This window comes from Bacteroides sp. OF03-11BH (assembly GCF_003604005.1).
Taxonomy (GTDB): Bacteria; Bacteroidota; Bacteroidia; order Bacteroidales; family Bacteroidaceae; genus Bacteroides; species Bacteroides ovatus.
In genome coordinates this window covers 1-22334 of record NZ_QTMW01000066.1, presented here as the reverse complement: position 1 = coordinate 22334, position 22334 = coordinate 1, and the positions used below count along the sequence as shown (strand labels likewise).

The window sequence follows — 22334 nt, the reverse complement described above, 5'->3', positions numbered from 1 at the left end:
CAACCAAACCTCAAAGTGTAAAAGGTGCATTTCTTCGAATGCTTACGGATTTATTATAGTCTTCCACATCTTTCAGTTTGGGATATTCAGTAAATGTTCCTGCTTAAAAATACAGAAAAAGGCTGCCTCATTTTCTATTTTGAGGTAGCCTTTGTGCATTATTGGACTAAGTATATCTTATGTATTTCATGTAATCAATAAGTTTATTACACTGATATATTCAGATATATTCAAGATACTTACTACAGCTTTTTCAACTCTCCGTACAGTTTCTGTATGGGAAGCCCCATAATATTATAGAAACTACCGGAAATTGATTTAACCCCGATATACCCGATCCACTCCTGAACGCCATAAGCTCCTGCCTTATCCATTGGCTGATAACGATCTACGTAATACAGGATTTCATCTTCCGACAAGACATCAAACAGCACTTCGGAGGAAGCGGTAAAGCTTTTTTGCCACTCAGTAGTAGTTAGGCAAACCCCTGTGAAAACCTGATGAGATTTTCCCGAGAGAGCGCGAAGCATTTCAATGGCTCCTTCCCTACCCTCCGGTTTCCCAAGTACTTTCCCATCTAACCAGACTATGGTATCTGCCGTAATCAATAATTCTCCCGGCTTCATCATGGTACGGTAGGCATCCGCCTTTTCACGGGCAATATATTCAGGTATTTCAGCACCTACCAATGTATCCGGGTATGACTCGTCTACATCCGGCAATGTTCTGACTACATAGTCTACTCCTAGTCCCGACATCAGTTCTTTCCGACGGGGAGAATTGGAAGCTAATATAATCTGATATTTATTTAAGTTATCAAGCATGGTTTTATTCGTTATTAAACAACGATTATTTATGATTAAGTTACCAACCGAAGGCGTCTTCCACCATCCATAGACCGTGAGCTTTCAGCACCTGCTCCACTACATCACGTCCGCATCCACGACCACCGTCTGCATAAGAAATATACTTTGCAACGGATTTCACTTCCGGCACGGCATCTTTCGGGCAGCATGGCAGTCCGCACTCACACATCACTTCAATATCCGGCACGTCATCACCCATATATAGAATTTCATCATCGGTCAATCCGTACTTATCACGAAAAGCACGATAATCATGTATCTTCACAGCAGAACCCATGTATAAATCCTTCACTCCCAGTCCCTCAAAACGGATACGTACCGCTTCTGTCCGGCCACCGGTGATGATAGCTATGTGAAGTCCTTTTTTCACAGCCAACTGGATGGCGTACCCATCTTTGATATTCACCGTGCGCATCGGTTCTCCGGAAGGATGCAAAGGTACGGTTGTCGAACTCAATACTCCGTCTACATCAAAAGCTAAAGCCTTGATACGGGATAAATCATAATTGATGGTGCTCATGGATACTTTTGCTCATTAGTTTATATATTTCCTGCAATGCCGGAGAATCTACCAACATGGCAAGATGATTACTCATCACATTCTCATCGTAACGAACAGCGGGTCCGGTCTGTGCATCACGTGGCGCCAATTCGTGGACTTTACGTGCTGTTTCATCTATCAGCGGAAGCATGACATCGAAAGGCAAGTTGTATTTTTCAAGCAAATCAGCTGCTAATGCATACATGTGATTGGTGAAGTTACAGATAAAAACAGCAGCCAAATGAAGGCTCTTACGTTGCTCGGAAGAAGCCTCGTAGACCTTTTCCGAAAGTGTGGCGGCAACAGCCTTCAACAATTCCACGTCTTCCGGCCTTTTCGCTTCAACAAAGAAAGGCACTTCCTGAAATTTAACTTCACGTTGTTTGCTGAATGTCTGCATCGGATAAAATACTCCGTAACGTTCTGCATGCCCTTCCCAAACGCTCATCGGAATGCTTCCTGCCGTATGCACCAACAAAGACGCTTGCTTTCCTTCTGTTATCTGCGGTAACAAATCTACTAAAGCATCATCTTTCAACGATACGATATACAATTTTGCATCTTTGGAGACTGCCTGTAAATCTGTTGTATATTCAGCTTCTACTTTCTCGGCTAAGGTACGGGCAGATTCCATAGTCCGGCTATATACCTGTACAATGCGGAAACCTTTACGATAAAGAGCTTTCGCCAGATTAGTAGCCAAGTTACCTGCACCGATAAACACGATCGGTGTATCTTCTATACTTCTTTTCATTATTCTCTTATCGTTTTGCAAACCAGAATAAAACGATTCCGATGATGAGCAGTGTCAATGGCAACAGATATCCGGATAACGAACCCAATAAGGACATGACCAAACCGATATTCATCACTAGCCAAAGCCCAAGCAACACAAAACCAATTGATTTATCGCGTTTGAAAATAAGGAAACAGATCGAGGCGTACAATAGCATATTGTCCTTATTCATCACCCAAGGCAGTCCAATGGAAGAGAAATGAATCAGTTTATCAATCAGATAAAGTGCTCCGATAACGATAAAGGTAACAGCAGTAGCCAGATAGGTATCTTTACTATTATTCGCTTTAGCAGCTCCCATACTTATTTTCCTCCGAACTTGTTAATATGAATTTTCTCCCATTGAAGATGTTCTTCATTGAAAGGTTTACGTTCCATCCCTTTATGTCCGATAGCAATGACAGAAAGAATCTGAAGTTGCAAGGGAATATCCAAAATTCCATGGACAAATTCATCGGAAGGCATTCCGGTGGCAGTGAAACGTTCGCGAACCTGCACCCAACAACTTCCCAAGCCAAGATCTTCAGCCTGCAACTGTATCATGATGGAAGCAATGGAAGCGTCTTCAATCCAAACATCGCTGGCCAACGGATCGGCCATTACAACAATCGCCAAAGCTGCATCGGCAATGAACGAAGAAGCCTGTTCTTTGCAATGAGACAATTCTTTCAATACCTCTTTATCATCAACCACTACAAACTGCCAACTATTACTACGTTTGGAAGAAGGGGACATCAAAGCTGCTTTCATCAACGCAACTACCTGATCTTGTGTCAATTCTTCATCGGTGAACTTCCGCATACTACGACGGTTCTTTATTAATTCACTGAAATTTTCCATATTATTTCCGGTTTCATTTGATTAATGTATGCAAAGATAATGCAAACCGAGCGTAATAGGAAATAAAAGTTTATACTAAATGAAGAATATATTGTATCTTTGCACAGAGAAATAATTTCATTATGAAAAAGCGAATTACACAAGACGATTACATTAAAGCGAATCGTAAAGCTAGCCGTGAGGCAGAAATAGAGATGTACGGGCACCCTATTTGTCACCAACGAGTGCACCAGTCAAAGAAAGTATATAACCGCAGAAAGATAAAGGCAGCCGATAAAAAGCTGCCTTATTTTTTTGTCATCAAGATAGCGTCACTATCCTCCAGACATAGCGACACTATACAATAGAAATGGCGTCACTATCATGATAGGATAGCGTCACTATATTTAGGGGATTAAAAAAGAAGTTTATCTATTTACCTATCTATCTAATAATCTATACAATCCGAGTTAATTCTCCGGTCGTAGAATCAATAATAAACCCGTAGACTGTCACATCTGAAGGGATCAAAGGATGACGCACAATAAAATCTACCGTTCCTCTCACCGACTTTTCTGTATCTTCGAAACCATCCAGCCACGAATGAAAGTCAACTCCGCAGAAACGCATCATATCAATATAATCCGGATTGATTCCGCGTGCTTTCATTTTTTCGAGCATTACTTCACTGTGCATGTGGCAAGCTCCACAGTCAGAATGAGCAATCACCATTATTTCCTCTACCCCCAACTCAAAAATAGCTACAAGTAAACTACGTATCACGCTACCGAAAGGATGGGAAATAACGCCACCTGCATTTTTTATCATTTTCACATCGCCATTCTTAATTCCTAATGCTGCTGGCAGCAAAGCAGTCAGTCGGGTATCCATACAGGAAAGAATAGCTATTTTCTTATCGGGATATTTATTGGTAATATACGATTCGTATCCCTTGTTCTCAACAAATTGCTTGTTGTAAGCTAAAATTTCTTCTAACATAGTTCCGCTTTTTAAAAGTTCTGTTCGATTACACAAAGATATAGAAAAAAGGGACATATCATCACGACATATCCCCTCTTTAATCTAAATTTAATCTGTAAGAGTACTAATACCCATTGTTTCCATATTCTTCTGCATTATCAATCTGACTCAAGAAGTTAAAAGAAATCGGACGCAAATAATGCTTGTTTTCATCAAAATTTTCAGCTGCACGAGGATTACCAACAGCAAGACGTTGTTTGAAAGAATCTTTGTGACGCTTCATCAATACCCAACGTTGATATTCTCCACATAATTCACGAGCATATTCGTCCATAACATCATTCTGTGTAGCATTACTCAATTTCATAGCATTGTAAGATGCATCATTGCGAGCGGCACGCTTTTTCAGTACATTTAAATATTCAGCAGCTTTTCCGCCATTTCCTAATTGTTGGTTAGCTTCAGCTGCAATCAGATATACTTCAGCCATACGCATAATGAACACATCACCTGTCTTACGTTGCAAATTGCTACTATATGAATCTTCCGACAACCAATTGTATTTGTTGAAACCAGGGTACATATTTTTGTCATTAGTGACTTTTATATCTGTTTTACGATATTGTCCGTTATCAAACAAATCATCAATATTGATTACATAATATCTACGTTTCGCTTTCTCCGCATCCGAAAGTCTTTCCTTTGATAAGTAGAAACAGATTCTATCATCATCTTCAGCTACAGGGTAAGGTATCACATAGGGGTTCTTCACTTCCTGCAATTTGGAAGGATCACCGCTATTTTCACCTTTCGGCCAAACCTTGGCTATCATTTTGGGCGCCCAAGTTCCATCATAATATGTATAATTCAAATCACCATAAGGATAAATATACTCATTATGGAATTTTGCATCCAATCCATAAGTATCGATTATATTTTGAGTAAGAATTGTAAATGAACTAATATTATCATTTACGCCATGTTTTGTTCCAATTTTTGGTTTTGTACCATCATCCAATGTCTGCTTCTTATTAGTAAATAAATAACTACCTCCTGACTGTACGGCAGAAAACTGTACAAAAGCCGTAGTAAAGGTTACTTCCCACCGCTTATCATAATCAGCATCAAAACAATCCAGCAAATATTTGGAAGGTGCCAACGTATTATTATTAGTACGTCCATACCAATAATTTTGATTATCCGGAGTAGGATAAATAGTGAGAGTATTTGGCTTTGGATACATATAAGTAAAGTTGTTATTACATTGTGTTCCAGCATTCCAATTCTCCAAATTCGTAGCATCCGGACCGGCAGCAATAAATAAAGCTTCTTTATTATTTCGATTATTTGCCGGAGCCCAAACATCTTCCACATCATCATACAGACAGTCACCATACGCTAAAATCATGTCCTCTGCCACTTCTTTAGCACGTTGCCAATAAGATACTCCATCTTCTGTCAGCCCATATTCGCCACCACCTTGAGCATAAACGCGAGCCAAAAGTCCTAACGCGGTTTTCTTAGTCACACGCGCACGATTATTATCATAAGGAGTATCTTCAAGATTATTGGCCGCAAATTTCAAATCATCAATTATCTGCGTATATAGTTCTTCAATAGAGTTACGCTGCGGAGTCAAAATAGGATCTTGAGACGATTCTTCCAATGTTAACGTTACATTTCCATACGTATTCACCAATATGGAATAATAAAACGCACGAAGACAGCGGGCTTCAGCCACTAACGTCGTTATATCTTTTTCATTGCCATCCGTTAGTAGTTCAGCCCTGTTTACTACTGCATTACAATTACCGATCATAGAATAAGCCTGACCGAATAATTTATTTGTAGCATTCGTATTCGTAGCTAAACCATCATAATAAATCACCTGCTTGGCATAATCCGGATTACCGGCAGGAGTTATCCAACAGTCCGTACCACCTTCAGCCACAGACAAGAAATCATAGACACTGAATAACTGCCCGTAAAGTGATGAATAACAATAAGACTGTAATCCTTTAAGCCCATCGAACGTTGCAAGAATTTCATCTCCTGTTTTTTGGCTTGGATTATACTCATCAAGCGAGCAGGCAGACATTGAAGCCACAGCGAATGTAAGCGCTGCTATTTTATAGATTGTACTTTTCATTTCAATACTTTTTTTAGTGAAAAACTAGAATGTAACATTTACACCAAATACAAATTGTTTGGTCAATGGGTACTTCAGAGAACCATTCATTTCCGGATCATAATCTTTCAGCAAATGGCTTTTCGCAAATACAAACGGATTTGTAATGGTAGCATAGAAACGACACTTCTCTATACCGGCTGATTTTAAGATAGATTTCGGCAGACTATATCCCAATGTAATGTTCTTAATCTTTATAAACGAACCGTCTACATAGCGTAATGCGTAATATCCTGTATATTGTTCGAGACCTTTATTAGCATTGGCGGCAGGAAAATCATTTGAAGGGTTGTTTTCAGTCCAATAATTGAAATAGGTCGGGAAGTTACGTATACCCTTCGGGTCATAAGACGTCAACATATCATAAGCAAACATCTGTCCGTAACGTGCATAAACAAACACACTTAAATCAAAGTCCTTCCAGGTAAAATTATTCTGGAATCCTAAAGACCAATCCGGAGAGTTGTGACCCAGAATTTGATAATCTGCATCACTTGGAGTATATTTATTATCAGAAGTGTAATAAATGACATTACCATTTTCATCCACAGCAGCACTACCCGTTTCTTCATCTATTTTATAGAATCTACCATCAGATTCTTTTACTAAATTAGGCATATTGATTTTCAAATCACCAGGTGCAGCACCAAATACCGCCGCATCAGTTTCCTCACCTTTTTGCCATACACCATCCAACTTATAATGATAATAAGAGTTAATAGCTTCTCCCAATGCCAATGCATAACCGGTGTCACCATTATTAAGCACATCTGAATCTCCACCGGACAATTTGGTTATTTTCTCTTTATTATGATTGAAAGTTACACTTGAACTCCAGGTAAAGTTCTTTGTTATAATATTACGTGTATTAAGAGCCAACTCAAAACCTTTATTGCTAGTCTCACACATATTTAAATTAGTAGTATAATTCGCTTTAGGTCCGCCATCCGGGGAGAATGCTCCATTAATAACAGGAAGTGCCTTGTTCCATATAACATCTTTTGTTTTTGTATTATAATATTCCATACTGACATCAATGCGATTATTTAAGAATGCAGCGTCAATACCAATATTCGTGTTATACGACTTTTCCCATGTAAGCAAATAGTTCGGAATATTCTGTGAGAATTTATAAATCGGCGTCAGAACACCTCCTAATATCATATTTACAGCAGTAGCATCCAATGATGCAGCAGACGAATACGGATCAATACCCGCTGTACTACCCGTAACACCATATCCGAAGCGAATTTTCAGATTACTCAACCAGTTAGTCGTACTCTCCATAAATTTTTCATCAGAGATTCTCCATCCCAAAGAAAAAGCCGGGAAAGTATCCCATTTATTACCTTCTGCCAGTCTGGAAGAGCCGTCATGGCGGACAGATGCAGCGAATAAATACCTACCCATATATGAATAGTTTAAACGGCCGACATATCCCATCCCCTTAGACATACTATAAGAAGTACTTCCCGAAGTTGAGGAATTACCATCAAGAATATTATGCCATAAGAATTTATTATCAGAAACACCTTTTTGATACAAAGTAGTGACATCACTACGATTGTGGTTCCAAGATGTAACTGCAGTAAGAGTTATATCATGCACTTTCTTAATCTGGAAATTGTAAGTAAGTATATTTTCCCACTTATAATTATACGAACGGTTGTCCTTAACTTGCGCCTTAATGCCGTCTGCCGTTTGATTTGCCTTATACCATTGAACAGACCCCTCTCCTGTGAAAGTGTTACTACGTGAATATCCCAAACTAGCACCAGCACGAGTAATAAAAGTCAGCCCTTTAAGAGGAGTGATTTCCAAGTAAGGATTAAAATAGACCTTAAGGTTTTGAGCCTGATTGCGGTACAAACTTTTATCCTCATTTAAAAGATAATTATATACTGTAGATGAAGGATCGGCAACAGGTTGCGGATTGATGCTTCCATCTTCATTATACAAGGATCCAAGAGGATTTGACGCCATCAAAGTCTGTAAATCAGAATCAGCTTTATTTTGATGTACATAAGACAGTTGAGCATCAATGCCCACCTTCATCCACTTTTTAATCTTATGATCTACCCGGATTTTAGATGAATAAAGTTTATAACTATCTTGTGCAAACTGCCCATCCTCATTAGAGAAGTTCAGAGAAAAATATGCCTTTGTATTTTCCGTTCCACCAGCCACAGAAACAGAATAATTCTGTGTTACACTGGTTTTCAACAAAGCATCCACCCAATCTATATATTGGCCATTTTGATGTGCATTCCATTCAGCATCAGTAGTAAACAGATTTTTATCATCAGCAACCGAGCTCCAACGTCCATCGCCAGCACCAACAGATGCATCTCTCAAGGTTTGTATATAACTTTCTCCACTACGCATCTCCGGAGTCCTTGACCAGCCGTTTACACCTACGTATGCATTAAAATTAACAATTGCTTTGCCTTCCTTACCACCTTTAGTAGTAATTAAAATAACACCGTTCGCACCACTTGAACCATAAATAGCTGTCGAAGAAGCATCTTTTAAAACTTCAATGCTTTCAATATCATTCGGATTCAATGTAGAATAATCCCCCGGCATACCATCAATTATAAATAAAGGATTTCCGGAATCCTTCTGGAATGACCGGTTACCACGCAACTGCATCTTTACTCCCGAACCGGCCTGTCCCGATTCACGCGTAATATCCAATCCTGCCACCTTACCTTGTAAAGCCTGCATCGGATTTGAACTTGGATTCATCACTACATCTTCACTTTTTACAGAAGTGATAGCTCCTGTCAAATCGCGTTTTTTCATCGTACCGTAACCCACAACAACCACTTCATCCAATGCCTGTGTGTCCGAAACCATTTTCACATTGACCGGTCCGTTGCCCGTCACAGTCACCGTTTGTTCTTTGTAACCGATATAAGAAATGACCAGTTCTTTTCTTCCCGCCGGAAGATTGATAGAGAAGTTACCGTTAAAATCGGTAATCGTACCTGTACTTGTTCCTTTCACAACGATAGAAACCCCAATCAACGGCTCCCCGCTTTCATCAATGATAGTTCCTTTCACAGTTTTCGTTTGTGTGACAACTTGCACCATAGTATTAGAAACTCCATCTTCTGCATACACAGAATATGACAGAGGGGCAGACAATAAAGACAGCCCTAAAATCATGGAAGCGCGTCTATGATGATTCTTCCATGCTTCAACAAATGCATTACATCTCATTCGTTCTAATTTAAAGTTAATATTAATTCTCGTTGTTTTGCAAAAACTATTCGATTATAATCTTAATTAAAGACGAATCTAATTTTAATACGTACTCACTTTTCATACCATATTTCTCCTATAAAATATATTTTCTCCATTAAATACGCAACTATATATTATACTTTACTTCAAGCAGCTCCAACAAATTCTTTATTTTGTTGTTGAATAAAGAATAAAAAGTGTAAATTTGTACCTAGATGCCACTGAAACTAACAACATATTATCATGGGAAGGATATTCCTGAATTGCCGGGAAAAAATACCTTCCATTCCAAAGAGTTATTTCTGATTTATGAAGCAACTCCTGGGTATACTCCTTTATTAATAGTGGCAACAGAAGACGGCAGACCGGTGGCACGCCTGCTTGCTGCCATCCGCAAAGCAAAGAAGTGGCTCCCTTCTTCTTTAGTGAAACATTGTGTAGTATATAGTGAAGGCGAATTTCTGGACGAGTCTCTTTCGACCAACAAAGAAAAGGCAGAAGAAGTCTTCGGCGATATGCTCGAACATCTCACACAAGAAGCATCGCGCAGCTGTGTCCTGATCGAATTCCGGAACCTGAACAATTCGATGTTCGGTTATCGGGTTTTCCGTACCAACGATTATTTCCCAGTCAACTGGTTGCGGGTACGCAATTCGCTGCACAGTATGGAAAAGACAGAAGACCGGTTCAGTCCGTCGCGTATGCGTCAGATAAAAAAAGGACTCAAGAATGGAGCCAGAGTAGAGGAAGCACATACCGTGGAAGAAATACACGATTTCTCACGGATGCTGCACAAGGTTTATTCCTCCCGCATACGCAGATATTTCCCGGCCAACGATTTTTTCCGCCACATGAACAATATGTTAATCAAAGGACAACAGGCAAAAATATTCGTTGTGAAATACAAAGAGAAAATCATTGGCGGTTCTGTCTGTATCTATTCGGGAGACGACGCATACCTTTGGTTTTCGGGAGGAATGAGAAAGACATACGCACTTCAATATCCGGGTGTGCTAGCCGTTTGGAAAGCATTGGAAGACGCACACCAACGGGGATTCCGCCACATGGAATTTATGGATGTAGGACTTCCGTTCCGTAAACACGGTTATCGTGATTTCGTTCTTCGCTTCGGAGGAAAACAAAGCAGTACCCGCCGTTGGTTCCGCGTCAATTGGAGTTGGCTGAATAAACTCTTAGTCAAATTTTATGTCTAAATGTAATCTCAAGATTACAAAACAATGTTTTATGCTCCTTTCCCACCATTTTTTCTGTTTAATAATCCAATAATTAAATGCAGAAATATTTCTTTATTAGGTAAGAAATGTCTTTCTTTGTGCTGTTTTATGCCATATAAGCACATGATTAAAACCAAATAAAAAAAGTATAGTTATGAAGATTTCACACATTGAACATCTGGGCATTGCTGTAAAAAGCATCGAAGAAGCCCTTCCTTACTACGAAAATGTATTAGGTCTGAAGTGTTACAACATTGAAACAGTGGAAGATCAGAAAGTAAGAACTGCTTTTTTAAAAGTAGGCGAAACCAAAATTGAACTGTTGGAGCCGACTTGCCCGGAGAGTACTATTGCCAAATTCATTGAAAACAAAGGTGCAGGTGTTCATCATGTAGCCTTTGCTGTAGAAGATGGCGTAGCCAATGCTTTGGCAGAAGCAGAAAGCAAAGAAATCCGCCTTATCGACAAAGCTCCCCGCAAAGGTGCCGAAGGTTTGAATATTGCTTTCCTTCACCCGAAATCAACTTTGGGCGTGTTGACAGAACTCTGCGAACATTAATCATAAACTCTAAAACCAACAAGAACTCATGAGTAATCAACTTGAAAAAATTAAAGAGCTTATTGAACGCCGTGCCGTAGCACGTATCGGAGGCGGTGAAAAAGCAATTGCGAAGCAACACGAAAAAGGGAAATACACAGCACGCGAGCGTCTGGCTATGCTGCTTGACGAGGGTAGCTTCGAAGAAATGGACATGTTCGTTGAGCACAGATGCACGAACTTCGGCATGGAGAAAAAACATTACCCGGGAGACGGTGTAGTAACTGGCTGCGGTACGATCGAAGGACGTCTGGTATATGTGTTCGCACAAGACTTCACTGTTTCTGCCGGTTCACTGTCAGAAACGATGTCATTGAAAATTTGTAAAATCATGGATCAAGCCATGAAGATGGGCGCTCCCTGTATCGGTATCAACGACTCGGGTGGTGCACGTATCCAGGAAGGTATCAACGCTTTGGCAGGTTATGCAGAAATCTTCCAACGCAACATCCTTGCTTCAGGTGTTATTCCGCAGATTTCCGGTATCTTCGGTCCTTGTGCCGGTGGTGCTGTTTATTCTCCGGCTCTGACCGACTTCACACTGATGATGGAAGGCACTTCTTATATGTTCCTCACCGGACCGAAAGTGGTGAAGACCGTTACAGGTGAAGACGTTAGCCAGGAAAACCTCGGTGGCGCAAGCGTTCACTCCACTAAATCGGGTGTGACTCATTTCACCGCCCAAACAGAAGAAGAAGGTTTCGAACTGATTCGCAAACTGTTGAGCTATATTCCTCAAAACAACCTTGAAGAAGCTCCTTATGTAGATTGCACAGACCCAATCGACCGTCTGGAAGATTCTTTGAACGATATTATCCCCGACAGCCCTACTAAACCGTATGACATGTACGAAGTGATCGGCGCTATTGTGGACAACGGTGAATTCCTTGAAATCCAGAAAGATTATGCAAAGAATATCATCATCGGTTTCGCCCGCTTCAACGGCCAATCGGTAGGTATCGTTGCTAATCAGCCTAAGTATCTGGCTGGTGTGCTCGACAGCAACGCATCTCGTAAGGGTGCACGTTTCGTTCGTTTCTGCGATGCATTCAATATTCCTATCGTATCGTTGGTAGACGTACCGGGATTCCTTCCGGGAACAGGTCAGGAATACAACGGCGTTATCCTTCATGGTGCTAAGCTATTGTATGCTTACGGTGAAGCTACTGTACCTAAGGTTACGATTACATTGCGTAAATCCTACGGTGGTTCTCACATCGTAATGAGCTGTAAGCAACTTCGCGGTGACATGAACTACGCATGGCCGACTGCTGAAATCGCAGTAATGGGTGGAGCAGGAGCAGTAGAAGTATTGTACGCACGCGAAGCCAAAGATCAGGAAAATCCCGCTCAATTCCTTGCTGAAAAAGAAGCAGAATACACGAAATTGTTCGCCAATCCTTACAATGCAGCTAAATATGGCTACATTGACGATGTGATTGAACCGCGCAACACACGTTTCCGTGTTATCCGTGCTTTGCAGCAGTTGCAGACTAAGAAATTGAGTAATCCGGCTAAGAAGCATGGTAATATTCCGTTGTAATCCTACTTTTCACATTAAAACAAGAACGATTATGAACAAAACCAAAATCGGAATATTCCTTTCTTTGCTGTTGCTGATTGGGCTGACTTCTTGTGGAGAGCAAAAGTCGAACAATAAGCTGGTGCTAAACGAAATCCTGATAAACAATCAGAGTAATTTTCAGGACGATTACGGATTGCACAGCGCATGGATTGAAATATTCAATAAATCATTCGGTAGCGCCGACCTGGCAGCTTGCTTGCTGAAAGTAAGCAGCCAACCGGGCGATACAGTTACTTATTTTATCCCGAAAGGTGATATACTTACCTTAGTGAAACCCCGCCAACATGCACTATTCTGGGCAGATGGCGAACCTAACCGTGGTACTTTCCATACCAGCTTCAAGCTGAATCCGGAAACAGCTAACTGGGTAGGTCTGTTCGACTCCGGCAAGAAGTTGCTCGACCAGATCGTAGTGCCCGCAGGCGCGCTCGGTCCCAACCAATCATACGCTCGTGTAAGCGACGGGGCAGCTGAATGGGAAGTAAAAAGTGGAAGCGGTGATAAATACGTGACTCCGAGCACCAACAACAAGACTCTTGACAGCAATTCCAAGATGGAAAAGTTTGAAGAACACGATGCTGATGGCGTTGGAATGTCCATTTCTGCCATGAGCGTAGTATTCTGCGGATTGATTCTTCTCTTTATTGCTTTTAAGATTGTAGGAAAAGTAGCTGTTAATTTGAGCAAGCGCAACGCTATGAAATCTAAAGGCATTGACAAGCATGAAGCTAAGGAACTGTCACAGGCTCCGGGCGAAGTATACGCTGCTATTTCTATGGCATTACACGAAATGCAGGATGAGGTGCACGACGTAGAAGAAACGGTGCTGACCATCACCCGCGTAAAACGCAGCTACTCACCATGGAGTTCGAAGATTTACACTTTGCGTGAAACTCCTCCCAGAAAGTAAGTCACCTTTTAAAAAGTAAAAACGATGAAAGAATATAAATATAAAATCAACGGTAACTCATATAAAGTAACCATCGGAGATATTGAAGACAACATCGCTCATGTAGAAGTGAACGGTACACACTATAAAGTAGAAATGGAGAAACAGCCGAAGCCTGTTGCGAAACCCGTGACAGTACGCCCGATGCCTAATGCTCCTGCTGCTCCTACTCAAGTAGTGAAACCGACCGCTCCGTCTACCGGAAAATCAGGAGTAAAATCTCCGTTGCCGGGTGTGATCCTCGACATCAAAGTGAATGTAGGCGATACTGTAAAGAAAGGACAGACCATTATCATATTGGAAGCCATGAAGATGGAAAACAATATCAATGCGGATAAGGACGGTAAGATTACTGCCATCAACGTCAACAAGGGAGACTCTGTTCTTGAAGGTAATGACCTCGTAATTATTGAATAATATGGGAGATTTTATAAACTTTTTAGGAAATAACCTGGCCGACTTCTGGACATACACAGGCTTTGCCAATGCTACGGTAGGGCATGTAGTCATGATTCTCGTTGGCTTGGTATTCATCTATTTGGCAATAGCCAAAGAGTTCGAACCAATGCTGCTGATTCCTATCGGTTTCGGTATATTAATCGGTAACATACCTTTTAATATGGATGCCGGGCTGAAAGTCGGTATTTATGAAGAAGGTTCTGTATTGAATATATTGTATCAGGGAGTGACCTCCGGCTGGTATCCGCCGCTCATCTTTTTGGGCATCGGCGCCATGACGGACTTCTCGGCACTTATCTCTAATCCAAAATTGATGCTGATCGGTGCAGCTGCACAATTCGGTATCTTCGGTGCTTATATGATCGCGCTAGAAATGGGCTTCGACCCGATGCAAGCCGGTGCTATCGGTATCATTGGTGGAGCAGACGGCCCGACGGCCATCTTCCTTTCTTCCAAGCTAGCACCTAACCTGATGGGAGCCATTGCGGTGTCCGCCTACTCCTATATGGCGTTAGTTCCGGTGATACAGCCGCCTATCATGCGTCTGCTCACCACCAAGAACGAACGTGTCATCCGCATGAAACCGCCGCGTGCCGTTTCTCACACGGAGAAGGTGATTTTCCCGATCATCGGTTTGTTGCTGACTTGTTTCCTGGTTCCTTCCGGTCTGCCTTTGCTGGGTATGCTGTTCTTCGGTAACCTGTTGAAAGAAAGTGGTGTAACCCGCCGTTTGGCTAATACTGCCAGTGGTCCGTTGATTGATACAATCACTATCCTGTTGGGTCTGACAGTAGGTGCTTCTACGCAAGCTTCCGAATTCCTGACGCTCGATTCTATCAAGATTTTCGCCCTCGGTGCATTGTCATTCATCATTGCAACTGCATCCGGTGTAATCTTCGTTAAGATATTCAATATCTTCTTGAAGAAGGGCAACAAGATCAATCCATTGATCGGTAATGCAGGGGTTTCTGCTGTCCCCGACTCTGCACGTATCTCACAAGTGATTGGTTTGGAATACGATTCGACCAACTATTTGCTGATGCACGCTATGGGTCCGAACGTTGCCGGAGTGATCGGTTCAGCTGTTGCTGCCGGTATCCTGCTTGGATTCTTGATGTAAGAAACATTATTATAATAGATAAGAACACCCGTGTTACATTCAGTTGTGACACGGGTGTTCTTTAATTACAGCCATAGTGTTATCTTCCCTCCGTTCAGAAACGATTAAACGTCATAAAAAAGGCTGCTACCAGTGTTCAAACCGGAGCAGCCTCTTTCTTTTATTTATGGAATAATCCGGAGATTATTACTGTGCCAATTTATTGTCAGAACCGAGCACGTTGATGATTTTGTGCTTGTACAGTTTTTCCATATTGTCACGAGCCGGGCCAAGATACTTACGTGGGTCGAATTCAGCCGGTTTTTCAGCGAATACCTTACGTACAGCAGCAGTCATAGCCAGACGAGAGTCAGAGTCGATGTTGATTTTGCAAACAGCAGACTTAGCAGCTTTACGCAATTCTTCTTCCGGAATGCCGATAGCAGCTTTCAGTGCACCACCATATTTGTTGATAGTTTCCACTTCTTCTTCCGGAACTGAAGATGATCCGTGAAGAACGATAGGGAATCCCGGAAGTTTTTCCATTACAGCGTCCAATACTTCGAAAGCCAATGGAGGAGGAACCATACGGCCAGTCTTCGGGTCGATGTGGCATTGTTCCGGAGTAAACTTGTAAGCACCGTGAGAAGTACCGATTGAGATAGCCAAAGAGTCGCAACCAGTGCGAGTAGCGAAGTCGATTACTTCTTCAGGGTCAGTATATGTGTGATGGTCGGAAGAAACTTCATCTTCTACACCAGCCAATACGCCAAGTTCACCTTCTACAGTTACGTCAAACTGGTGAGCGTATTCAACAACTTTCTTAGTCAATGCTACGTTTTCTTCGTAAGGAAGGTGAGAACCATCGATCATTACTGAAGAGAAACCAGAATCGATACAAGATTTGCAAGTTTCGAATGTATCTCCGTGGTCAAGGTGAAGAACGATTTCCGGATGTGCGCAGCCTAATTCTTTAGCATATTCTACAGCACCCTGTGCCATGTAACGCAACAAAGTAGCGTTAGCATACTGACGAGCACCTTTAGAAACCTGAAGAATCACAGGAGATTTAGTTTCAACAGCAGCCTTGATGATAGCCTGCATTTGTTCCATATTGTTGAAGTTGAATGCTGGGATAGCATATCCACCTTTGATAGCCTTAGCAAACATTTCTCTTGTGTTTACCAATCCTAAATCTTTGTAATTTACCATTTTGTTTAAAGTTTATTGTTAGTGAATAAAAATTCTACGCAAAAGTAAGCATTATCCATCGAATAACGAACATCGGAAAGAAAAATATAGTAGAAAAAGGTTTAAATCAGACTGCAAAATTTAGCAGGAATACGAGTGTGACATTAGATTGTAATGTCCACCTTGCAAACTTTGGGATTTATGATTTCTGAATTCTGATTGATGCCTTCGGATTTATATCTCCTTATTTATACCTTATTTATACCTCATTTTTCATTCATTTAATCATCAAAATCTGCATAGCAAATCAGAAATCATAAATTAGAAATCAGAAATTTTAGAAAACCTTTTTCTATTTCACAGAAAAGCATTATCTTTGCGCTCTGAAAATGACCATTACACTATTTCTTACCAAAATAGTAACAGAATATAAATTAAAAAAACAGATACTGAAATGAAAAAAGGCCTTCATCCAGAATCATACCGTCCGGTAGTATTTAAAGATATGTCAAATGGTGACATGTTTTTGTCTAGATCAACTGTAGCAACTAAAGAAACCATCGAATTCGAAGGTGAAACTTATCCGTTGCTGAAGATTGAAATCTCAAACACTTCTCACCCGTTCTATACAGGTAAATCTACATTGGTAGATACTGCAGGTCGTGTTGACAAGTTCATGAGCCGTTACGGTGACCGTAAGAAGAAATAATTCGATCTTTCGTGAAAGATGAAAAAAGAGGAGATTCTCGCAGAGAATTTCCTCTTTTTTCGTTTTCTATATTCCTTAGCGTCAAGCATCATCCAACAAGAAATCGGCTATATGACGATGCCTGACACCTTCCACATTATCCTGCCACAAGTTGTCCATGCTAACTACATATTTAGGATAATGGTCGTTAATGGCGAGCAAAGGAGCAAACTCCCTCTCAACAGTGGCCTGTGAAGCTAACTGATACGTTACTTGCACATAAATCTTTTCTTCCCGACGGATGGCTACAAAATCCACTTCTTTATCATCCTGTTTGCCTACATACACTTCATAACCCCTTCTTTTCAACTCCAGACAGACCAGATTCTCCAACATACCTGCAATCAACCGGTCACGATAGCCCATCACGGAATAAATCAAAGAAAGGTCACTTACAAAATACTTTTCATTCGTCTGCAGAATTTCCTTTCCTTTAATATCATACCGGGGAATACGTTGAATGATAAAAGCACTTTCCAATGCATTCAGATAATTATAGATGGTATTCATATCCACCTTCCGTTGCTGACTTTTGAAGTAATCAGCTATATTTTTAGCGTTCAGCTTATTGCCTATATTATCAAAAACAAACTTCACTACCCGTTCGAGCAATTCCACATTCCGGATATTGTGACGCTGCACCGTGTCACGAAGAATGACAGAAGAATAGATGTCGTAGACAATTTTATAGATAGCCTCATATCCATAATCGGCAGTATGTATGGCCGGAAATCCTCCCATACGGAGATATTTCTGAAATTCCTCCTTCCGGTTGAGCGTCGGATCATTGGCCTGCAAGTCATGGAAAGTCAGATATTCTCTAAAAGACAAGGTCATGACATGGAAAGCGACATACCGTCCCGTTAAATAAGTTGCCAGTTCGGACGATAACATACGTGAGTTGGAGCCGGTCACATAAATATCCGTATCCAAATCTACCAGAAGTGAGTTGACCACTTTTTCCCAACCGTCCACTTCCTGAATTTCATCCAAGAGAATATAATATTTACCCGCATCTCCCGCCTGTCCCCGAATATAAGCATACAAAGCCTTCGCCTCTTTCAGATCTATCCACTGAAAACTTTCAAAATTCAGATAGATGATACGTTCTTCACGAACTCCTCTCCTCAACAGTTCGTCACGAATCAGACGCAGCACTACCGACTTTCCACTGCGACGAATACCCGTTATCACTTTTACAAACGGCTTATCTATAAAAGGAACAATTTGTTCCATATACTGTTCACGATTAATCATATTCAAAAGTTTTTAGGGTTATAAGCACAAAGATATACTATTTTCTGAAAGTTTTTAGGGTTATAACCCTAAATAAATCCATAAATTCAGATTCTTTTAGGGTTATAAGCCGAAAAATAAATAAAAGAAATATGACTAAATCCGATTTATTACCAAATAAAGAAAGTACCTTTACCCGACTAATTAATAAAAAATGGAAATAACCGATTTAAAACAAATGACAAAGGAAGAAGTTTTTAATTTCATCAGACAACGCCTTTCTTTCAGTAAAGAACTGCAAGAACAATTCAGACATGTGAATAAAGACGATCTCGCAAAAGAACATCGCAGATTCGAAATGTCCGGAAATGAATCAAAGACAGGCCAATGCACGATTTTCAACACAGCGATTCTGAACGAGTTTGCCGATCTTGGCATCTATGATTATACTTCTTATCTTTTTCTCGACTTCCACAATGGCACTCCAACCGTTTATCTCAAATACTTCTCCGAAAATGAAAATTTGGAATATACATTTACCGGATATACCACAACGGAAATCATCTTTGCAATTCTTGAACTGACTATCTTCTCCGGAAAGCCTAAAAGAAATCGCAGCTAAAAAAAGAATTACACGGAAAGACAATGCGAGGTCAAAAGACTTTTATGGCTTTCATTTAAGCACGGATTACACGGATTTCACGGTTCCATTAGACTAAAACCGTGAAACTCGTGTAATCCGTGCCTAAATAATATCAATCTAATAGATGGTTTTACTTTTGGCTCCCTCCTTTTTATCATCACATTATATTTGCCACCCGTATAGCATATTTACCATCTTTATACCATACTCTCTATTCTCATACCATATTTCCTGCATTTATTTCCTCTTTTCCATCCTATTCCGAAAAAAACATATATCTTTGTCATACGCTTTCTGCCCATCAGCGTGATGAAACAGGCAAAAGCGGTTTTTTATTCCTTAATGGAGTAAATAACGTATTGTCTCTCAAACTTGAAAATTAGCAGTTCTTTGTAGAGAGAGATGATACAACAGATACTCCACGTAGATGGTCGTATATCAACATATCGATTAGAGATGTGTTATATATAAACGTTTGGCGTGGGTGTCTGTTGTTATCATTGTCTTCTACAAGGGTGTTGCTAAGCCTCAAGTTTAGATAATGGTACAACAGCACTCACGCTTTTATTGTATCCGGTCGGTTTCAACAATCCTTATACCCCAACCAATTCCCCAGCCGACCGAAATCATAAAAATCGTGGGTGTTCGTTGCACCTCTCCGGACAATACGTTATTTACTCTTTTTTTTATAACACATTAAAACAAAAGCAATATGCCAAAATGGATTAGTGTAGAAAAAGCAGTGATTAAGTATCACATCGAAAAAGAAGCGATCCTGCTTTGGGTGGAAATGGGACAATTCCCTATGTTATACATAGACAATGTTCCGAATGTTGACGAAGAATGTATTCTGGAACTCTTTCGCCGAAGTAAAGCCGGCATTACAGCAGAATATATTGATACGCTGGAACAACTGTGCATAGACAAAACGATGGTCTGCGAGAAATACGCCCACATTATTCAATTGAAAGAAAAGGAAATTCAGCTGCAGAAGGAAATAAATACGTTGATAAACGAAATACAGGCAGCAATGAAGAGACAAAACGAACGAATCCGGGATTTGAAAAAAGCGATTGGACAGAATAATAATGTTATACGTAGCAACAGTTGGATAAAAAGGCTGCGCAAAAGGTTTCAATGGTGAATAATTATCAGCGTACCAATTACCATGTGGGACACAACGTAAACAATTAGCATATTGGCACATTATTGCACGGTTTTTACCACAGAGGACACGGAGGACACAGAGGTGAATTTGGTTTATGACTTACGCTTGTGACCCTAATTTTGATGCGTAATCCTCCTCTATAAAGTTGAAAAAACGGTTCTTCGTCAAATTTGGTGGTACTTCTTCTATTGTGAATAAATAATCTTCGCTCTCAGTAGTTTAATTCCTGCCCTATTGTACATCTGTCTTTTTACCGCTTTAATTTTATTCACTGTCCCCTCCAGTAATCCGTTACTGAAGGGGATATCAATAGCTGCCTGTACTGCCTCCCAGTCTTTTTCAATACCATATGCAAAGTTCGTCAGTGCCATATTCCGTGTTGCCTTCGCTTTTTCAATCCACTTTCTAATATCCTTATCATAAGTGTTCCCATTAATCATATCTCTGAAATTCTGACACACGCTTAAAAGTTCTTTAATCTGCGGTGAGGACTTATACAGTTCCGCTAGTTTAGGATTATCCGATTCTCCCTTTAGAATGTATTTGCGTATCTGATTCTGTGAAACTCTCTGTATTTTACTTCTGTTTTCAATGCTCTCATTATGCTCCTTGACTTCCTTCCTCTTTTGTTGATACCTTTTTCGCAAGCTGGATGTTATCCTTCCAATAAGTGCGCCACTGATTTTACTCCCCATTTTTTGTGCCAATATTTTTCGAGTAATACAGCCCGCACTAATGATTGTAGCCAGTTCGGATACATATTTAAGAGCTGTCTTCTGTTGCTCATTCAAGTATGCCCCTATTCTTCTGTTGTGAATAATCTTATAAATGTAGCGACTTTTCTTACCCAAATGTGTGGCTGTCTGCTCAATGGTCATCCCCTGCATTTTTAAGTTCAAGCTTTCCCTGTATATCTTCAATTTTTCTCTGTGTCGGACATCTCCCATGTTAAATATGTCCTGAAGAATTAACGAAGAAGCCGTGTCTCTGTCAGGATATTCGTATTTGAGCTTTTTCTTGGTCTGACGGATTATTTTCTCTATTTCCGGTATCATCGTGTCCGTCATATTCTTGATTAGATGGAATCGGTCGCAGATTTGTGTAACACCAGGAATTATTCTGTTTATAGCCTCTGTGAAACATCTTCCACGGTCTCTCGTTATATATTGTATTTGAGGATTCCGGATGAGCCAGTTATCAAGTGCTTCTCCGTTTCTATCCTCTAACAAAGCAATAGGTATGTGTGTCATCTGGTCTACGACCACACTCATATAATCCTTACCTTTTTTATAGGCAAAATCATCAATACCTACATAAATACTTTTATTATGCATAGGATTGTGTTGTCCGCACTGTTGTAGGATGCGTAAGCAGGAAGAACTACTGGCTGTTATATGGAACAGTTGCAAAAGAGAAGAGGCCTTTCGGGAAGTAAGTTCCAAACTTATCGATCTGATGCGTTCCTCAACAAGATAGCTCCGTCTACCATACCGACGAGCCAGAAAAGACAACGGTTCGCAGAATATTTTTTGTGGACAAGAAACATTGTCACAATAATATTTGCCAACCTTGATGACTAACTCCAAAGTATGACCGTAAACTTCAAGATCCTCAATATGACGGGAGTAGTAACTGTGCAATCGGTGACTGAAATGTCCGCAATAAGGACAGGAAGCCCCTTTGCCAGCCGTATGTAGAAAGACCGTCAATGAGCCAACAGCTTCAGAGATACCATCTTGTTGCAGATTATCGTAGCCAAGACTGAATCTGAAATCATGGAATAATCCCCTATTTGTAGGAGCATTTTCTTTTTTTGATGTATATTTGTACGTTGTAGATATGACTTGTTGCATTGTAACTCTTAATGATGTGGTGTCTTTAAAGTTACTAAAAAGCAAACATATCTACAACTTTTAATAGGATTAAGAAAGAAGAAGACAGTTGAAATAAAAAAGAGATTACCACCAAATTTGACGAAGAACC

Annotated in this window: 21 protein-coding genes; 10 read left to right on the top strand and 11 right to left on the bottom strand. The window is 40.4% G+C overall.

Annotation, left to right across the window (positions count from 1 at the left end; all coding sequences use genetic code 11):
- Positions 1-242: 242 nt before the first annotated feature.
- From DXA54_RS25905 to DXA54_RS25885, 5 genes are read right to left on the bottom strand one after another with little or no spacing between them, the layout of a single operon-like run.
- A complete protein-coding gene (locus DXA54_RS25905) occupies positions 243-824 on the bottom strand; it encodes a Maf-like protein (RefSeq protein ID WP_004300871.1) in 582 nt (193 codons plus the stop codon).
- 40 nt (positions 825-864) lie between these two features.
- Positions 865-1386 carry a KdsC family phosphatase gene (locus tag DXA54_RS25900; RefSeq protein ID WP_004300872.1) on the bottom strand — a complete coding sequence of 174 codons (522 nt, stop codon included), beginning with the start codon at positions 1384-1386 and terminating at the stop codon, positions 865-867.
- The gene (locus DXA54_RS25895; RefSeq protein WP_004311403.1) at positions 1367-2161 is read right to left on the bottom strand and encodes a Rossmann-like and DUF2520 domain-containing protein; all 795 of its coding nucleotides are present in this window, start codon (positions 2159-2161) and stop codon (positions 1367-1369) included. The genes DXA54_RS25900 and DXA54_RS25895 overlap by 20 nt, the downstream gene beginning before the upstream one ends.
- Before the next feature lie 7 nt (positions 2162-2168).
- On the bottom strand, positions 2169-2504 hold the full coding sequence (locus DXA54_RS25890; RefSeq protein WP_004311402.1) for a hypothetical protein: 336 nt from the start codon (positions 2502-2504) through the stop codon (positions 2169-2171).
- Between the two features lie 2 nt (positions 2505-2506).
- Complete coding sequence (locus DXA54_RS25885) at positions 2507-3043, bottom strand: nitroreductase family protein (protein WP_004327009.1); 537 nt, start codon at positions 3041-3043, stop codon at positions 2507-2509.
- Between the two features lie 122 nt (positions 3044-3165).
- Between DXA54_RS25885 and DXA54_RS25880 the strand changes: the two genes are divergently transcribed.
- The gene (locus tag DXA54_RS25880) at positions 3166-3390 is read left to right on the top strand and encodes a hypothetical protein (RefSeq protein ID WP_120081001.1); all 225 of its coding nucleotides are present in this window, start codon (positions 3166-3168) and stop codon (positions 3388-3390) included.
- Positions 3391-3478: 88 nt separating this feature from the next.
- Here the strand turns inward: DXA54_RS25880 and DXA54_RS25875 are convergent, their stop codons facing one another.
- The 3 genes from DXA54_RS25875 to DXA54_RS25865 all read right to left on the bottom strand — a co-directional run bounded on the left by DXA54_RS25875 (position 3479) and on the right by DXA54_RS25865 (position 9416).
- Positions 3479-4021 carry a beta-class carbonic anhydrase gene (locus tag DXA54_RS25875; RefSeq protein WP_004300877.1) on the bottom strand — a complete coding sequence of 181 codons (543 nt, stop codon included), beginning with the start codon at positions 4019-4021 and terminating at the stop codon, positions 3479-3481.
- A gap of 106 nt (positions 4022-4127) precedes the next feature.
- Positions 4128-6152, bottom strand: a complete 2025-nt coding sequence (locus DXA54_RS25870; RefSeq protein ID WP_118058707.1) for a RagB/SusD family nutrient uptake outer membrane protein — start codon at positions 6150-6152, stop codon at positions 4128-4130.
- 24 nt (positions 6153-6176) lie between these two features.
- Complete coding sequence (locus tag DXA54_RS25865; RefSeq protein ID WP_120080999.1) at positions 6177-9416, bottom strand: SusC/RagA family TonB-linked outer membrane protein; 3240 nt, start codon at positions 9414-9416, stop codon at positions 6177-6179.
- A 239-nt stretch (positions 9417-9655) separates the two neighbouring features.
- Between DXA54_RS25865 and DXA54_RS25860 the strand changes: the two genes are divergently transcribed.
- From DXA54_RS25860 to DXA54_RS25835, 6 genes are all read left to right on the top strand, one after another.
- On the top strand, positions 9656-10654 hold the full coding sequence (locus DXA54_RS25860) for a GNAT family N-acetyltransferase (RefSeq protein WP_120080997.1): 999 nt from the start codon (positions 9656-9658) through the stop codon (positions 10652-10654).
- 175 nt (positions 10655-10829) lie between these two features.
- On the top strand, positions 10830-11234 hold the full coding sequence (gene mce, locus DXA54_RS25855) for a methylmalonyl-CoA epimerase (RefSeq protein ID WP_002561104.1): 405 nt from the start codon (positions 10830-10832) through the stop codon (positions 11232-11234).
- 28 nt (positions 11235-11262) lie between these two features.
- Entirely contained in the window at positions 11263-12816 is a 1554-nt protein-coding gene (locus DXA54_RS25850; protein WP_004300890.1) for an acyl-CoA carboxylase subunit beta, read from the top strand.
- Between the two features lie 31 nt (positions 12817-12847).
- Positions 12848-13768, top strand: coding sequence for an OadG family transporter subunit (locus DXA54_RS25845; RefSeq protein ID WP_008644873.1), 921 nt, complete (start codon positions 12848-12850; stop codon positions 13766-13768).
- A 24-nt stretch (positions 13769-13792) separates the two neighbouring features.
- A complete protein-coding gene (locus tag DXA54_RS25840) occupies positions 13793-14224 on the top strand; it encodes an acetyl-CoA carboxylase biotin carboxyl carrier protein (protein ID WP_004300895.1) in 432 nt (143 codons plus the stop codon).
- A 1-nt stretch (position 14225) separates the two neighbouring features.
- Positions 14226-15386: a sodium ion-translocating decarboxylase subunit beta gene (locus DXA54_RS25835; RefSeq protein ID WP_004311396.1), complete on the top strand. Its 1161-nt coding sequence runs from the start codon at positions 14226-14228 to the stop codon at positions 15384-15386.
- 186 nt (positions 15387-15572) lie between these two features.
- Here DXA54_RS25835 and DXA54_RS25830 read toward each other — a convergent pair whose 3' ends face one another.
- Positions 15573-16577, bottom strand: a complete 1005-nt coding sequence (locus DXA54_RS25830; RefSeq protein WP_004311395.1) for a class II fructose-bisphosphate aldolase — start codon at positions 16575-16577, stop codon at positions 15573-15575.
- A gap of 433 nt (positions 16578-17010) precedes the next feature.
- On the opposite strand from DXA54_RS25830, the gene DXA54_RS25825 reads away from it, so the two are divergent.
- Positions 17011-17265, top strand: coding sequence for a type B 50S ribosomal protein L31 (locus tag DXA54_RS25825; protein WP_004300906.1), 255 nt, complete (start codon positions 17011-17013; stop codon positions 17263-17265).
- An 81-nt stretch (positions 17266-17346) separates the two neighbouring features.
- On the opposite strand, the gene DXA54_RS25820 is transcribed toward DXA54_RS25825, so the two are convergent.
- A complete protein-coding gene (locus DXA54_RS25820; protein ID WP_004311394.1) occupies positions 17347-18561 on the bottom strand; it encodes an ATP-binding protein in 1215 nt (404 codons plus the stop codon).
- A gap of 193 nt (positions 18562-18754) precedes the next feature.
- On the opposite strand from DXA54_RS25820, the gene DXA54_RS25815 reads away from it, so the two are divergent.
- Together DXA54_RS25815 and DXA54_RS25810 are read left to right on the top strand one after the other, a co-directional pair.
- Complete coding sequence (locus DXA54_RS25815) at positions 18755-19162, top strand: hypothetical protein (RefSeq protein WP_004304410.1); 408 nt, start codon at positions 18755-18757, stop codon at positions 19160-19162.
- Between the two features lie 733 nt (positions 19163-19895).
- Positions 19896-20327 (top strand): hypothetical protein, encoded by a 432-nt coding sequence (locus DXA54_RS25810; RefSeq protein WP_008648891.1) that lies wholly within the window; start codon positions 19896-19898, stop codon positions 20325-20327.
- 209 nt (positions 20328-20536) lie between these two features.
- On the opposite strand, the gene DXA54_RS25805 is transcribed toward DXA54_RS25810, so the two are convergent.
- Positions 20537-22204, bottom strand: coding sequence for an ISL3 family transposase (locus DXA54_RS25805; protein WP_008649335.1), 1668 nt, complete (start codon positions 22202-22204; stop codon positions 20537-20539).
- Positions 22205-22334: the final 130 nt, after the last annotated feature.